Raw genomic sequence first — 13,030 nt, forward strand, 5'->3', positions numbered from 1 at the left:
CGCACCTATTTCCGGCACCAACACGCCGACAACAACATCCTTGACCAGCAGACAGACCCGCTAACTGAACGGCTTTGCCGCTAGCCCTCTTACGTCGAAGGCCTCCTCACCCGGCGGGTGAGGAGGCCTTCTTCTTGACACACAACACTTCTCGACACAACAAAGAGCCGGGCGCCACCCCCGACGTGGCGCACCGGCTCTTCGTTGTTGCGCGGACCATCCCCCGACGATCCGCGCTCCCCGCCCTCCGGGCCAGGCCCCGACCCGTGTGCCGGAGGGAGCTGGGTTTTTCTGTGCTGTTGTTCAACCATCACGGCCCATACCCACGAATTCAAGGCCATTCACTCTCAAGGACGCTGCCTCGGCCGTTTCGTTGCAGGAGTCCACAGAGAATATCGTGAGTGTTACCTGATCGAGACCTCTTGTCCCGATCGCAAGATCTGCCACCAGTCTCCCGGTGATGCACCTGACCGTCAAATAACTGGTACTGACGTACCAGTCTGCGGCATACTCGTACGCGTGTCCCAGTCTGTCTCGAACCACGAAAGCCGCACGTCCCTCGCCGACTACCGCACCGCGCTGACCACCCGCGCGGCCCGGTGGCCCGCCGTCGCGTCCGTGCTCGCGCGCCTGCCGATCGCCATGATCGGCATCTCGGCCCTGCTCTACGTCCAGCGCGAGACGGGTTCCTTCGCCATCGCCGGGCTCGTCTCGGCCGGTTCACTCGTCGGTGTGTCGGTGGGTGCGGTGGTGCAGGGCAGGCTGATCGACCGGTTCGGGCCGACCCGGCCGCTGCTCACCGTCGCCGTCCTGCTGGCGCTGTCGATGAGCGCGCTGGTCACGGCCATCGAGTCGCACGCCGCGACCGCCGTGCTGGTCTCGCTCGCCGCCCTCACCGGGCTGACCGAGCCGATGGTCGGGTCGGCCTCGCGGGCGCTGTGGGGACGGCTGCTCCCGCCGGGCGCCCCGCGCAACGCCGCCTACTCGTACGAGGCGATAAGCATGGAGGTCTTCTTCATCCTCGGCCCCGGCGTGGCCGGGCTGCTGGTCATGGCGCCCTGGGCGGGCACCGGCCTGGTGCTCGGGGTCGCCCTGCAGTTCACCGGCGCGGTGCTGTTCGCCTTGAGCCCCGTGGTGCGGGCGTGGCGCCCGGCTTCGGGTCCTTCGGGGTCGCTGCTGGGCGCGCTGGCCAGTCCGGGCATGCGCACGCTGGCCATCGCCGCACTGGGCTTCGGCGTAGTGATCGGGTTCGTCGAGGTCGCCGTGCCGGCGGCGGCCACCGAAGCGGGCCACGCGTCCGTGGGTGGCCTGCTGCTGTCGGCGTGGTCGCTGAGCTCGGTCGCGTTCGGCGTCGCCTACAGCCTGCGCCCGTGGCCGCGGCAGCTGGGCCTACGGCTGCCGGTGCTGCTCGGCGGGTTCGGTGCGCTGGTCGCGCTGCTCGCGTGGCCGTCCTCGCTGTGGGGCCTGGCGCTGATGATGCTGCTGGCGGGCGCGTTGATCACGCCGCAGTCGACGGCCCACTCGACGGCGATCGAGGTGGTCGCGCCGTCCGGGACCGCGGCCGAGGCGTTCGGCTGGGTGCTCACGGCCGTGACGCTGGGGCTGGCGGCCGGCCAGTCGATCAGCGGGTACGTCGTCGAGCACGCCGGCCCGGGCACGGCCTTCCTGGCGGCGAGCGTGGCCGGGCTGGTGCTCGCGCTGGTCGTGTGGCTGCTGCGCGGCACGGTCCGCTCTTCCCGGTCCGCTCCGGTTCCCGAGCTGGTCAACGCGTAGTCCGGCGGTTTTTGTCGGTGCCGGCCGCTAGCTTGCGGGCATGGACGTCACCGCGCCTGCCCACCGCCTCTCGGCGGCCGTCTCCGCCGCGTCACGCCTGCTGCCCGCCCGCGCCGGGCTGCGGTTGGAGGCGGCCGCGGCCGGGCTGACGGTCGCCGGTGTCGCGTCGGACCTCGCCGTTCGGTTCGGCTGCCCCGCGACCACGCACACCGACGGTTCGGTCGTCGTCCCCGCGGCCCCGCTGGTGGAGACGCTGAAGGTGCTCGACACGGAGCTGGTCCGCCTGGTCGTCGAAGGCTCGCGCCTGGCGTTGCGGCTGGACAACGCCCGGTTCGCGCTGCCGCTGCTGCCCGAATCCGGTGCGGTTTCGGACCCGCCCGCCAAGGTGTCCGAAGTGGACGGAGCGGCGTTCGCCTCGGCGTTGCGGATCGTCGCGGGCACGGCGGCGAAGGACGACCCGCTGCCGCTGTTCACGGGGGTCCGCGTGCAGGCCGCCGGCGCCGGCCTGACGCTGACGGCGTCCGACCGCTACCGGATGGCGGTGGCGCGGCTGCCGCTGTCTTCGCCGGGTTCGTTGGACGTCCTGGTCCCGGCGGCCCTGCTGTCGGAAGCGGCCCGGCAGGCGCGTGGCCGGGTGGGCCTGCACGTGGGCCCGGGCCGGTTCGGGGTGAGCTGGCCGGAAGGCCTGGTCGCGACGGCGGTCCTCGACGCGGGCTTCCTGTCGGAGGACTCGATCCCCTCGGGCACGGTGGACACCACGGTGAGCCTTCCGGCGGACGCCTTGGCGGCGGCCGTCCGCCGGGTGGGGGTGTACGCGGAGGACAGGCGCGTGCTGACGCTGGAGGTCGGCGACGCCCAGGTCCGGCTGGCGAGCGCGCGGCAGGACACGGGCGAGGCGGAGGAGACGCTGAAGGCCGACGTCAGCGGCGGGCGGACGTCGCCGTCGTTCCAGGCGCGGTACCTGCTGGACGCGTTGGCGGCGTTCGCGGGCGAGCAGGTGGTGCTGTCGATCCAGCCGGGGATGCGCGCGTGCATCCTGCGGGCCGCGGAGCCCGGGGAGGTGGCGCTGGCGTACTACCTCATGCCGATGCTGCCCCGGTAGATCAGCCGATTCCGAGCAGTTCGGCCAGGTCGACGAGGGCCACGTCGGCGGCCGGCCCGCGGGTGAACTGGCTGACGGTCAGCGCGGCGCTCCCGAAGCGCTGCTCGTAGGCCCGCCGGAGGTTCGGCGAGGAGCGGCCGTTTGCGCATCGTGCGAATCGGCTCGGGGCCACCCCGCACGGCCACGCTCAGCACTTCGGCGCGGCTCAAGCGGTGCTGCTCGCCGTCGAGGATGAAGTCGATCGCGCGCTCGTCGTCCACAGGCGGTGAGTCGCCCGCGTGGCGTTGCGCGCTACACGGTGCCGAAGCGCTTCAGCGTCCGGATCATCGGCGCCGTCTCCACCTGCCGCACTCCCGGCAGCCCGCCGAGGTCGTCGGCCAAGTACGCGTACAACGCCGCGTCGTCGCGGCACCCCACGTTCGCCACCAGGTTGGCCGGGCCTGTCGTGGCCGCCGCGAACGCCACCTGGGGGTGGCCCGCCAGCGCGCGGCCCGCCGACTCCAACGCCGATGGCGCCACCGTCAGCCACAGCGTTGCGGTCAGCGGGTAGCCCAGCAGGGCCGCGTCCACCTCCACGTCGAAGTACAGCGCTCCCGATGAGCGCAACACCTCCAGCCGCCGGCGGACCGTCGACTCCGAGCGTCCGCAAGCCGTCACCAATGTCGACATGTCGGCTCGACCGTCGCGAGCCAGGGCGGCTGGTCCGAGACACCCAGCACCGAAGCGATCGTGCTGAACGACGCCCGGCCGTCCAGCTGCAACGCGTGCGCCAAGCGGCGGTCCAGCTCGTCCAGGAGCCCGGATTCCACCAAGAGAGCCTAGGAGATGTCGAATTTCGGGCACAACTGCGCCGCGAAGGGAAGAAGGACGGCGCGAGGACCACGATCGAGGTCATGCACATCGACCACACGGTCTTCCTGACCAGGAACCACGCGGACACCTGGCGGCGCTACGAACAACTCGGCTTCACGCTGAGCCCGCCGTCGCGGCACTTCGCGGCCGTCAGCGACCAGAGCGAACCGGTTCCGAGCTGCACCGCGAACCGCTGCGCCTACTTCGGCGGCTCGTTCCTCGAACTGATCGGGATCGTCGACGAGGAAGCCGGCGACCCGTGGCGCGTGCTGCCGATTCTGGACGCCCGCGGCAACGGCCTGCACGGCTGTTCCTTCGGCGTCGGCGACTCCGGGGAAGCCGAGCGCAGACTTCGCGAAGCCGGACTTTCCTGCTCGGGCGTGTTGCAGCTGCACCGTGACGTCGAACTGCCGGAAGGCACCCGCACCGCGCGCTTCCGCAGTGTCCACATCAGACGGGACCGCACCCCCGAGGGCATCCTGCACGGCTGGTCGACATCATCGGGACGAGCGACCTCGACGCCGTCCTGCCCGGCGAACCCCCGCGGGAGCTGCCGTACTTCGCCGCCCACGGCGTCGCGGTGGCAGATCTCGCGAAAGCGCGGAAGCTGATCGAGGAGCACGTCCCGACCACCACCCACGACCGCGGGTTCTTCGTCCACGCCGAAGACGCCTTCGGTGCCGCGGTGTTCTTCGAGGAGGCACGATGATCGTCGAAACCACCACCGGCCGGGTCCGCGGCACGCACGGCGCGTTCAAGGGCATCCCGTACGCCACCGCGAAACGCTTCGAAGCACCGAAGCCGCCGAAGCCGTGGAGTGGCGTCAAAGACGCGCTCGAAGCCGGACCCGCCGCACCGCAGCCTCCGTCGCGGCTGGAACACGCCCTCGGCCCGATGCCTCTGCCGCAGAGCGAAGACTGCCTCTTCCTCAACGTCTTCACGCCGTCGACCACCGGAAGCCGTCCGGTACTGGTGTGGATCCACGGCGGTGGGTTCTCCAGCGGCTCCGGCGGTCAGATCTGGTACACCGGCACGCGCCTGGCCCGCGACGCCGACGCCGTCGTCGTGACGCTCAACTACCGCCTGGGCGTGCTCGGCTTCCTGAGCGCCGAGGGGATCCCGCCCAACCTCGGGATCGCCGATCAGCTCGCCGCACTGGAATGGGTGCGGGACAACATCGCCGGGTTCGGCGGGAACCCGGCCGAAATCACCCTCGGCGGGCAGTCGGCCGGGGCGCAGTCGACGCTCGCGCTGTGGTCGTCGCGGCGCGTGAACGGCCTCGTCAAGCGGATCGCCTTGCAGAGCGCGCCGCTGGGCATGCGACCGTCCACACCGGACGAAGCAACCCGGAAAGCCCGCATGCTGCAGCGAGAACTCGGCGAGGACATCCGCACGGCCCCGGTTGCCCGGCTGATCGCCGCCCAGCTCGCGGTCTCCGGCGAGCCCGGCTCGATCGAACCGCCGTTCCAGCTGGTCGCCGACGACGACCTCGTCGCAACCGACCTCGTCGAAGCCGCCCCGACCGGGCCCGCGTTGATCAGCTGGACGCGAGAGGAACTACGCGCCTTCGTCCCCGACGCGCCCCAAGACGCGATCGACGAAGCGAACGGTTTCTTCACCAGCGACCGGCTGGCGAAGAAACTCGGCGCCTTCACCTACCGCTTCGACTGGCAGGCTCCGGGCAACCGGTTCGGCGCCTGCCACTGCATCGACATCCCGTTCCTCTTCGGCACCCACGACGTCTGGGACGCGCCCATGCTCGAAGGCGCCCCGAAGGGCCTGGAGAACGAGACCGGCCTGCGCGAAGTGTGGGCCGCCTTCCTCCACGGAGAACGGCCCAGCGCACTCACTCCGCCGAAGCTGAAGCCGACGCTGCCTTGACCGCCGCCTCGACCTCCGCGAACGACGGGTTGACCATCGCCCGGGAGCCGACGATCACCGTCGGTACCGTCTCGTTGCCGTTCGCGACCTCGCGCACCCGCGCGGCCGCGGCCGGGTCCTCCCAGATGTTGATCGCGCGGACGTTGAAGCCGCTCTTCGACAGCGGCCGCTCCAGCGCTGCGCAGAACCCGCACCCCGGCCGCCAATAGAACTCGACCTCGACGTTGCTCATCCGTTCTCCTCCGACCGCAAGTAGTCCAGCTGCGCCTGCACGCTCCACTCGGCGGGCGCCCACAGCGCCCGGTCGACGTCGGCGTAGACGACCTCGACGACCTGGCGCGGGGTGGCGTCCGCCCCGAGCGTCTTCAAGGCCGAACGCACCTGGTCGAGCCGCTGTTCCCGATGGGCGAGGTACTCGCGCGCGGTCGTGGGCAGATCGGGGAGCTCCGGGCCGTGGCCGGGCAGGCCGGCCGTCCCCGGCGGCAGCTCGATCAGCTTCCGCAGCGAACGCAGGTAGTCACCGAGGTCGTGCAGCACCGTCGTGCCGCGCCCGAGGATGGTGTCGCCGGTCAGCACCTGGCCGTCCAGGACCAGCGACACCGAATCGTCGGTGTGCCCCGGCGTGTGCAGGACGCGGAGGGAAAGGCCGCCCGCCGAGATCTCCTCACCGTCCACAAAGGACGACGTACCCACGCACAGCGACGGATCGAAGGCCCGCACCGGCGCGCCGACCCGCTCGGCGAACCACGGCGCGCCCTCGGCGTGGTCGGGATGGCAGTGCGTGAGCAGGATCAGCTCCACCGCGCCGATCCCGGCCAGCAGCTCGAGGTGCTCGAGGTCGCGGTAGCCCGGATCGACGACCACGGCCGGGCTCGACGGCGTCGCCCGCAGCACCCAGCTGTTGGTGCCTTCGAGCGTCATCGACGACGGGTTGTTCTCCAGCAGCACCGACGCCGTCGCGGACACCTGGCGCAGCACGCCGTACGCGGGGGCGCTCACCGCTGCTCCAGCACGACGCGGACCTGGTCGTTCTCGCGGACCAGCGTCGGGGCGATCCGGACGATTTCGCGCGGCGCGTTCAGGACGTCGTCGGCGGTGGCGAACTTCGCCAGCTCGCTCAGCGTCAGCCACGTCGGCGGCATCAGCATCCGGCGGCCCTCGCGGGCGTCGGCGATGGCGTCTTCCGGGCGCTGCCAGCCGGAGCTCGACGCCTCCGACGTCGCCCCGTCGGCTTCCTGGCCTTCGGGCAGCTTCGCGACGTAGAACCGGGTGTCGTACCGGCGCGGCTCCTGCTCGGGGGTGATCCAATGCGCCCACGGGCGCAGCAGATCGGCCCGCAGCGTCAGTCCCGCGCCGGCGAGGAACCCGGCCAGCGACACCTCCCGCGTCTCCAGGGCCTGGCGGGCCGCCGCGTACGGCGTGACGTCGGTGAGCACCGCGTCCGCGCTGCCCGCGAGCAGCACGCCGGACTCCTCGAACGTCTCGCGCACGGCCGCGCAGGTCAGGGCCCGCGCGAGCGCGTCGTCGCAGCCGAACCGCGAAGCCCACCACGACGGGTCGGGCCCGGCCCACGCCACCGACGTGTCGGCGTCGCGCCGGTCGACCCCGCCGCCGGGGAAGACGGTCATCCCGCCCGCGAACGGCATGCCCTTGACCCGGTGCTGGAGGAAGACCTCGACGCCGTCGGCGCCGTCCCGGACCAGGATGACGGTGGCCGCGTCCTTCGGCGTCGCCGGCGGGCCGTCGGCGTTGGCGCGGGTGGCTACCCCGGCACCGACCGGGATGTCGAAGACGAACTCCGTTGGCTGCTCCACCCGGGCAACATACCTCCGGTACCCGGCGTCCCGTCGCGCAGTTGTGGCACGCCGGACACGGAAAAGGCGGCACCTCCCGGAGGGGAAGTGCCGCCTTCTCGCGAACAGTGTCTTACGGAGCGGTCCAGCCGCGCTGGTCGCCACCGGAGCGGGACGCGCCGTTGAGGCGCATCTTCGCCGCCTCGGCCCGCTCGCGCTCGGCCAGTTCGGCGTGCAGCTCGCGCAGCAGCGCCCGGTCGCGCTCGCTCAGGCTGGGGTCGTCCAGGTCCAGCGCCGGCAGCTCGACGACCTCGTGCATCGACGGCTTGCCCGCGGCGATCTCGCGGCCCTTCTCCGGGTCCTCGGCCAGCGCCTGCCGCAGCTGCGCCACCTCGGCCGGGGTCAGGTCGGCGGTGCGCTCCGCCCGCGTCTCCGACCGCGCCTTGCGGGGCGGCTCGGGGGCGGGCGACGACACGATCGGCACCACCGGGGCGACCGGCTCGGGCGGCGCCGTCGTGGTGCCGCCCGAGCGCATGCTGTGCCGGCTGCCCGACTCCGAGAGCGGCTCCGGCGTCACCGGGGCCGGCGGCTTGGCGGGCTCCGAGCGGTACGACGACGAACTCGACGTCGTGCTCCCGGTCACCCAAGCCGGCGACGCGGCGGCCGAAGCGGCCTGGTGGTACTCGGAGTGCGCGACGCCCGGGCCGCTGACCTCGACGACCGAGTGGATCCCGGCCCGGCGCAACGCCGTGTCGACGCGGAACGCGACGGCGGGCGGGTTGCCCTCCGGTCCCAGCTCGACGAGCACCACCCGCTGCGGCAGCGCGCCCGGCACGCTGCCGGCCGGGGTGTTGCGCCACACCGCGTGCACCGAGCGGACGTCCGGCAGCACCTGCAGGGTCCGGTCGAGCGCCTCGGCGATGCCGAACTCCGGGGAGTTCTCGCCGCTGAACCGGTGCGTGTTGACCGGCTCGGCCTCGTCGACCAGCAGATCGTTCGCCAGCGTCGCGTCCGACCGGCTCATCTCGAGGACCAGCGCCAGCTCACGCTGCTCGGCGGAGCTGACCGGGATCCGGCCCGCGATGAGCGTGCCGGTGGTCAGCTCGACCGCCTCGTCGATGTGGGCCCGCGCGATCAGCTCACGAGCTTCGGTGAGCGCGCTGTCGTCGATCCGGCCCGCCAGGGCCAGCAACAGGTTGTGCAGGCGCAGGGGCACCGAGAACCCGTCCATGGGCGGGCCGTCGTGGACCTCCACCATTGCCTTGCTCCCTCCCAGCTCGCTGGCGGGCGAGCGTTATGCGGCTACTAGCCGGGTTCCCGTCACCGCGCCCACGCAGACCAGCTCTGAGTCGGCCAGCGCGGCCCGGTGGTAACCCGGCAGGTCGAAGCGCGGCGGGATGACCTCGACGCTGGGCTCTTCGTCGCCCAGAACGCGCAGCACCCGCTGCAGTTCGCCGGTCAGCCTCGGCTGTCCCGCCTGCGCGGTGATGAGCAGGACGCGCTTGGCGGTCCCCTGCCCGACCACACCGACGTGTCGCCAGCTCTGCCGCACTTCCCCCACGTCCGGGCGACCCCGCAACGTTGCGTGGATCAGAACGGACACGGAGTCGACCGAGTTAACCCATTCGGGCGCACTCGACGTGAATGTGTACCGGTTCTCGGAGACGTCGTCTACCCCCAGCGTCGAACTGACCTGGTGCCAGTCGGCGCCGTGCGGGATGAGCCCGGCCACGAGCAGGCGGTACTCCGTCTGGTCGAGGTCAATCCTGTGCTTAAGCAAAGACCTCGGCAGGGTCCGGGCGAGGGTGCCCATGGCACCTTCGCCGAGCCAGTCGCGGAACCGCCACAGCAGCTGGTCGGGCAGCCGCCCGGCCAGCCGGATCAGCAGCTCGTGGGTGGACTGCTCGATGTCCGGGTCCATCACTGCACCTCCACGATGAGTTCGACCTCCACCGGCGAGCCGATGGGCAGCTCCGCGACACCGACGGCCGAGCGGGCGTGGATGCCCGCGTCGCCGAAGACCTCGCCGAGCAGTTCGGACGCGCCGTTGACGACCGCCGGCTGACCGGTGAAGCCCTCCGCGGAAGCCACGAAGCCGACAACCTTGACGATCCGCGCGACGTTGTCAATGCCGACCAGCGCGTCCACGGCCGCGAGCGCGTTGAGCGCCGACGTGCGGGCGTGGCCCTTCGCCTCTTCGGGGCTGATCTCCGCGCCGACCTTGCCGGTCGCGGCGAGCACGCCGTCGACGAAGGGCAGCTGGCCGGAGGTGTAGACGTGCTTCCCGCTCTGGACGGCGGGCACGTACGCGGCCAGCGGGGCCGCGACGCCGGGCAGCTCGATGCCGAGCTCCTTCAGCCGATCGCTCCAGGTCACCGGGTCAGCCCTTCGGACGCTTCAGGTAGGCGACGTGCTGCTCGCCGCTCGGGTTCGGCAGCACGGTGACCAGCTCCCAGCCGTCCTCGCCCCACTGGTCGAGGATCTGCTTCGTGGCGTGGATCAGCAGAGGGACGGTGGCGTACTCCCACTTGGTGGCGCTCATGGATCGGAGCGTAGCCAAGCGGGCAAGACCGCCGGGGAGCGCCGCCGGGTTTCGGTCCGCGACGCGCCGCCACCACCGTGGACTGTGGCCCATCTCACGTCCGGCTCGAACCGCTAGCGTTGGCCCGTGGACACCTGGCGTGTGATCGCGACGGCGCTGCTCGCGGCGGCCGGGCTGCCGCTGGTGCTCGTCGTGATGGCGAAGGTGCGCGACCGGACGCAGAGTTCCGGCCAGGTCGCGCTCGGCGGGGTGATCACCTTCACCCTGCTGGTCGTGGTGGGCGTGCTCACCCTCACCGTGCTGCCCGGCCTCGTGAGCTGGGCGCTCGTCGCGGCGGTCGCCGCTGCGGTCAGCGTCATGCTGCTGGCCGGCTGAGCACTGATTTAGGGTGAAGAAGTGACCATTTCCCATGCCGGCTGGACCGACGAGCTTGCCCGCGCCCGGCTGCACTTCGTCACCGGCAAGGGCGGGACCGGCAAGACGACGCTGGCCGCCGCGCTCGGCCTCGCGCTCGCCCGCGAAGGCCGTCGCGTGCTGCTCATCGAGGTCGAAGGCCGGCAGGGCATCGCCCAGCTCTTCGACACCGAGCCGCTGCCCTACGCCGAGCAGCGCATCGCGTCCGTCCCCGGCGGTGGCGAGCTGCGCGCGCTGCACATCGACGTCGAAGCCGCGCTGCTCGAGTACTTCGAGATGTTCTACAACCTGGGCTTCGCCGGCCGGACGCTCCGGCGGATGGGCGCGATCGAGTTCGCGACCACGCTCGCGCCGGGCCTGCGTGACGTCCTGCTCACCGGGAAGATCAAGGAGTGCGTCGGCCGGACCGAGTCCGACGGGCGGCACACCTACGACGCCGTCGTCGTCGACTCGCCGCCGACCGGCCGGGTCGTCAAGTTCCTCGACGTCACCAAGGCGCTGACCGACCTCGCGAAGACCGGCCCGATCCGCGGCCAGGCCGACGGCGTCGTCCGCCTGCTGCACTCCGGGGAGACCGCCGTGCACCTGGCCACGCTGCTGGAGGAGATGCCGGTGCGCGAAACCGTCGAGGCCGTGGCCGAGCTGGACGGCGCCGACCTGCGCCCGGGCGCGGTGCTGGTCAACCGGGTCCGGCCGCCGCGGCTGCCCGCCCGTTCGGTGACCGCCGCCGCCGACGGCCGCGTCGACGCCTCCCGCGTCCGCACCGGGCTCGCCTCGGCCGGGCTGAAGCTGCCGCAGGAGACCCTGGACGCGCTGGTCGACGAGACCGTCGAGCACGCCGTGCGGGTCGCCGCCGAGCAGCGGGCCCGCGAGCAGCTCGCCGAGGCCGACCTGCCGACCCTGGAGCTGCCGGACCTGACCGACGGCGTCGACGTCGCGGCCCTCTACGACCTGGCCGAAGCCCTGACCGACCAGGGGGTGCGGTTGTGACCACCATCGACATCGACGCGCTGCTCGACGCCCCGGAAAGCCGCGTGATCGTCTGCTGCGGCTCCGGCGGCGTCGGCAAGACGACCACGGCCGCGGCGCTGGCCCTGCGCGCGGCCGAGCGCGGCCGCCAGACCGTGGTGCTGACGATCGACCCCGCGCGCCGGCTGGCCCAGGCGCTCGGCCTGCGCGAACTCGGCAACCACCCGCGGCAGGTGCAGGTCGAGGGGTTCGAGCCGAAGGGCGAGCTCTGGGCGATGATGCTCGACATGCGCCGCACCTTCGACGACATGGTGCGCGTGCACGCCGGCCCCGAGCGCGCCGAGCAGCTGCTCCAGAACCCCTTCTACCAGACGATTTCCACGTCGTTCTCCGGCACACAGGAGTACATGGCGATGGAGAAGCTGGGCCAGCTCGCCGCCACCGGCGAGTGGGACCTGATCATCGTGGACACCCCGCCGAGCCGGTCCGCCTTGGACTTCCTGGACGCGCCGACGCGGCTTTCCTCCGCCTTGGACGGCCGGATGATCCGGCTGCTCACCGCCCCGGCGAAGGCCGGCGGCTGGGGCCTGCGCAAGGTGGTCAACGCCGGGTTCTCGATGTTCGCCAAGGCCGTGTCGACGATCATCGGCGGCCAGCTGCTGACCGACGCGTCGGCGTTCATGCAGGCCTTCGACAGCATGTTCGGCGGCTTCCGCGAGCGGGCCCGCAAGACCGCGGAGCTGCTGCGCTCGTCCGGGACGTCGTTCCTGGTGGTGGCCGCGCCGGAGCCGGACGCGCTGCGCGAGGCGTCCTACTTCGTGGAGCGGCTTTCGGCCGAGTCGATGCCGCTGGGCGGGCTGATCGCGAACCGGACCCACCCGGTGCTCGCGAAGCTGTCGGGCGCGGAGGCGCTGGCGGCGGCCGAGTCGCTGCAGGAGGGCGACGTGAACGCGCCGCTGGCCGAGGCGGTGCTGCGGCTGCACGCCGACCGCGTCGAGCTGGCGGCGCGCGAGGAACGGCTGCTGGCGCGGTTCACCCGGGCGCACCCGGAGGTGGCGCTGGCGAAGGTGCCGGCACTGGCCGGTGACGTGCACGACCTCGAGGGCCTGCGCGACATCGGCGTGAAGCTCGCGGGCTGAGCGGTACGGACGGCGCGGCAGCAGGACCGCGCCGCCCGTGGCCGGTCAGCCGACCTCGACGCGTTCCTCGGCGTCGCGCTTGGCCGCTTCGAGCAGTTCGGCCCAGCTCACCACGTCGGGGCGGCGGCGCAGCAGAGCTCGCCGCTCCCGTTCGGTCATGCCGCCCCAAACGCCGAAGTTGATCCGGCCGTCGAGCGCTTCGGCGAGGCATTCCGTGCGGACCGGGCAGCCCATGCAGACCGCTTTCGCACGGTTCTGCTCCGCACCCCGGACGAACAGGCCGTCCGGATCGGCGTCCCGGCAGGACGCGTTGATTCGCCAGCTCGACTGGTTGGTTTCCATGCCCCCAGCTCCCTACCCTGGTGATCGACGCACCAGCGGGGAAAGGCACTGCGCTCCTTGCCCCCGCGAGCGTGTCTCCCTCAGCTCACGTCGGTTACCCGGGCACCTCCCCGGTGCCGGTGCCGCCGAACGGAGCAGGCGAGCTCCCACTCGCGTTGATCCATCCGTCGGCTTGTCTTCGTGAGACGTTGACGGACTGTAGGGGTCCTCGGTTCCCCCCGTC

The 13,030-nt window shown here is 71.9% G+C and carries 19 protein-coding genes; 8 read left to right on the forward strand and 11 right to left on the reverse strand.

What is annotated here, in order from left to right:
- Positions 1-519 precede the first annotated feature (519 nt).
- Entirely contained in the window at positions 520-1,773 is a 1,254-nt protein-coding gene (locus ISP_RS45610) for an MFS transporter (protein WP_013230552.1), read from the forward strand.
- Between the two features lie 40 nt (positions 1,774-1,813).
- Positions 1,814-2,875 carry a DNA polymerase III subunit beta gene (locus tag ISP_RS45615; RefSeq protein WP_013230553.1) on the forward strand — a complete coding sequence of 354 codons (1,062 nt, stop codon included), beginning with the start codon at positions 1,814-1,816 and terminating at the stop codon, positions 2,873-2,875.
- Position 2,876: 1 nt separating this feature from the next.
- Here ISP_RS45615 and ISP_RS45620 read toward each other — a convergent pair whose 3' ends face one another.
- The 3 genes from ISP_RS45620 to ISP_RS45630 all read right to left on the reverse strand — a co-directional run bounded on the left by ISP_RS45620 (position 2,877) and on the right by ISP_RS45630 (position 3,684).
- Positions 2,877-3,047: a hypothetical protein gene (locus tag ISP_RS45620; RefSeq protein WP_014467827.1), complete on the reverse strand. Its 171-nt coding sequence runs from the start codon at positions 3,045-3,047 to the stop codon at positions 2,877-2,879.
- Positions 3,048-3,166: 119 nt separating this feature from the next.
- Positions 3,167-3,544, reverse strand: a complete 378-nt coding sequence (locus ISP_RS45625; protein ID WP_230468639.1) for an Lrp/AsnC family transcriptional regulator — start codon at positions 3,542-3,544, stop codon at positions 3,167-3,169.
- Complete coding sequence (locus tag ISP_RS45630; RefSeq protein ID WP_013230555.1) at positions 3,529-3,684, reverse strand: AsnC family protein; 156 nt, start codon at positions 3,682-3,684, stop codon at positions 3,529-3,531. The genes ISP_RS45625 and ISP_RS45630 overlap by 16 nt, the downstream gene beginning before the upstream one ends.
- Before the next feature lie 84 nt (positions 3,685-3,768).
- Between ISP_RS45630 and ISP_RS45635 the strand changes: the two genes are divergently transcribed.
- From ISP_RS45635 to ISP_RS45645, 3 genes are read left to right on the forward strand one after another with little or no spacing between them, the layout of a single operon-like run.
- The gene (locus tag ISP_RS45635; protein WP_013230556.1) at positions 3,769-4,338 is read left to right on the forward strand and encodes a VOC family protein; all 570 of its coding nucleotides are present in this window, start codon (positions 3,769-3,771) and stop codon (positions 4,336-4,338) included.
- Complete coding sequence (locus ISP_RS45640) at positions 4,308-4,436, forward strand: hypothetical protein (RefSeq protein WP_014467830.1); 129 nt, start codon at positions 4,308-4,310, stop codon at positions 4,434-4,436. Before ISP_RS45635 ends, ISP_RS45640 begins: the two co-directional genes overlap by 31 nt.
- Positions 4,433-5,608: a carboxylesterase family protein gene (locus ISP_RS45645; protein ID WP_013230557.1), complete on the forward strand. Its 1,176-nt coding sequence runs from the start codon at positions 4,433-4,435 to the stop codon at positions 5,606-5,608. Before ISP_RS45640 ends, ISP_RS45645 begins: the two co-directional genes overlap by 4 nt.
- Here ISP_RS45645 and ISP_RS45650 read toward each other — a convergent pair.
- The 7 genes from ISP_RS45650 to ISP_RS45680 all read right to left on the reverse strand — a co-directional run bounded on the left by ISP_RS45650 (position 5,574) and on the right by ISP_RS45680 (position 9,943).
- Entirely contained in the window at positions 5,574-5,840 is a 267-nt protein-coding gene (locus tag ISP_RS45650) for a glutaredoxin domain-containing protein (RefSeq protein WP_013230558.1), read from the reverse strand. The genes ISP_RS45645 and ISP_RS45650 overlap by 35 nt on opposite strands.
- Positions 5,837-6,607 (reverse strand): MBL fold metallo-hydrolase, encoded by a 771-nt coding sequence (locus ISP_RS45655; RefSeq protein WP_013230559.1) that lies wholly within the window; start codon positions 6,605-6,607, stop codon positions 5,837-5,839. The genes ISP_RS45650 and ISP_RS45655 overlap by 4 nt, the downstream gene beginning before the upstream one ends.
- The gene (locus ISP_RS45660; protein ID WP_013230560.1) at positions 6,604-7,422 is read right to left on the reverse strand and encodes an NUDIX hydrolase; all 819 of its coding nucleotides are present in this window, start codon (positions 7,420-7,422) and stop codon (positions 6,604-6,606) included. The genes ISP_RS45655 and ISP_RS45660 overlap by 4 nt, the downstream gene beginning before the upstream one ends.
- A 112-nt stretch (positions 7,423-7,534) precedes the next feature.
- On the reverse strand, positions 7,535-8,659 hold the full coding sequence (locus ISP_RS45665) for a hypothetical protein (protein ID WP_013230561.1): 1,125 nt from the start codon (positions 8,657-8,659) through the stop codon (positions 7,535-7,537).
- A gap of 36 nt (positions 8,660-8,695) precedes the next feature.
- Complete coding sequence (locus ISP_RS45670) at positions 8,696-9,322, reverse strand: hypothetical protein (RefSeq protein WP_013230562.1); 627 nt, start codon at positions 9,320-9,322, stop codon at positions 8,696-8,698.
- Positions 9,322-9,777: a RidA family protein gene (locus tag ISP_RS45675; protein ID WP_013230563.1), complete on the reverse strand. Its 456-nt coding sequence runs from the start codon at positions 9,775-9,777 to the stop codon at positions 9,322-9,324. The genes ISP_RS45670 and ISP_RS45675 overlap by 1 nt, the downstream gene beginning before the upstream one ends.
- Positions 9,778-9,781: 4 nt before the next feature.
- Positions 9,782-9,943, reverse strand: a complete 162-nt coding sequence (locus tag ISP_RS45680; protein WP_003068074.1) for a DUF4177 domain-containing protein — start codon at positions 9,941-9,943, stop codon at positions 9,782-9,784.
- Positions 9,944-10,069: 126 nt separating this feature from the next.
- Here ISP_RS45680 and ISP_RS45685 point away from each other — a divergent pair, with 126 nt between their 5' ends.
- From ISP_RS45685 to ISP_RS45695, 3 genes are read left to right on the forward strand one after another with little or no spacing between them, the layout of a single operon-like run.
- Positions 10,070-10,318, forward strand: a complete 249-nt coding sequence (locus ISP_RS45685) for a hypothetical protein (RefSeq protein ID WP_013230564.1) — start codon at positions 10,070-10,072, stop codon at positions 10,316-10,318.
- A gap of 21 nt (positions 10,319-10,339) precedes the next feature.
- The gene (locus tag ISP_RS45690; protein ID WP_013230565.1) at positions 10,340-11,347 is read left to right on the forward strand and encodes an ArsA-related P-loop ATPase; all 1,008 of its coding nucleotides are present in this window, start codon (positions 10,340-10,342) and stop codon (positions 11,345-11,347) included.
- Entirely contained in the window at positions 11,344-12,465 is a 1,122-nt protein-coding gene (locus ISP_RS45695) for an ArsA family ATPase (protein ID WP_013230566.1), read from the forward strand. The genes ISP_RS45690 and ISP_RS45695 overlap by 4 nt, the downstream gene beginning before the upstream one ends.
- A gap of 45 nt (positions 12,466-12,510) precedes the next feature.
- Here the strand turns inward: ISP_RS45695 and ISP_RS45700 are convergent, their stop codons facing one another.
- A complete protein-coding gene (locus tag ISP_RS45700) occupies positions 12,511-12,807 on the reverse strand; it encodes a WhiB family transcriptional regulator (RefSeq protein WP_013230567.1) in 297 nt (98 codons plus the stop codon).
- Positions 12,808-13,030 lie beyond the last annotated feature (223 nt).

Origin of the sequence: Amycolatopsis mediterranei, assembly GCF_026017845.1 — a bacterium.
GTDB lineage: Bacteria > Actinomycetota > Actinomycetes > Mycobacteriales > Pseudonocardiaceae > Amycolatopsis > Amycolatopsis mediterranei.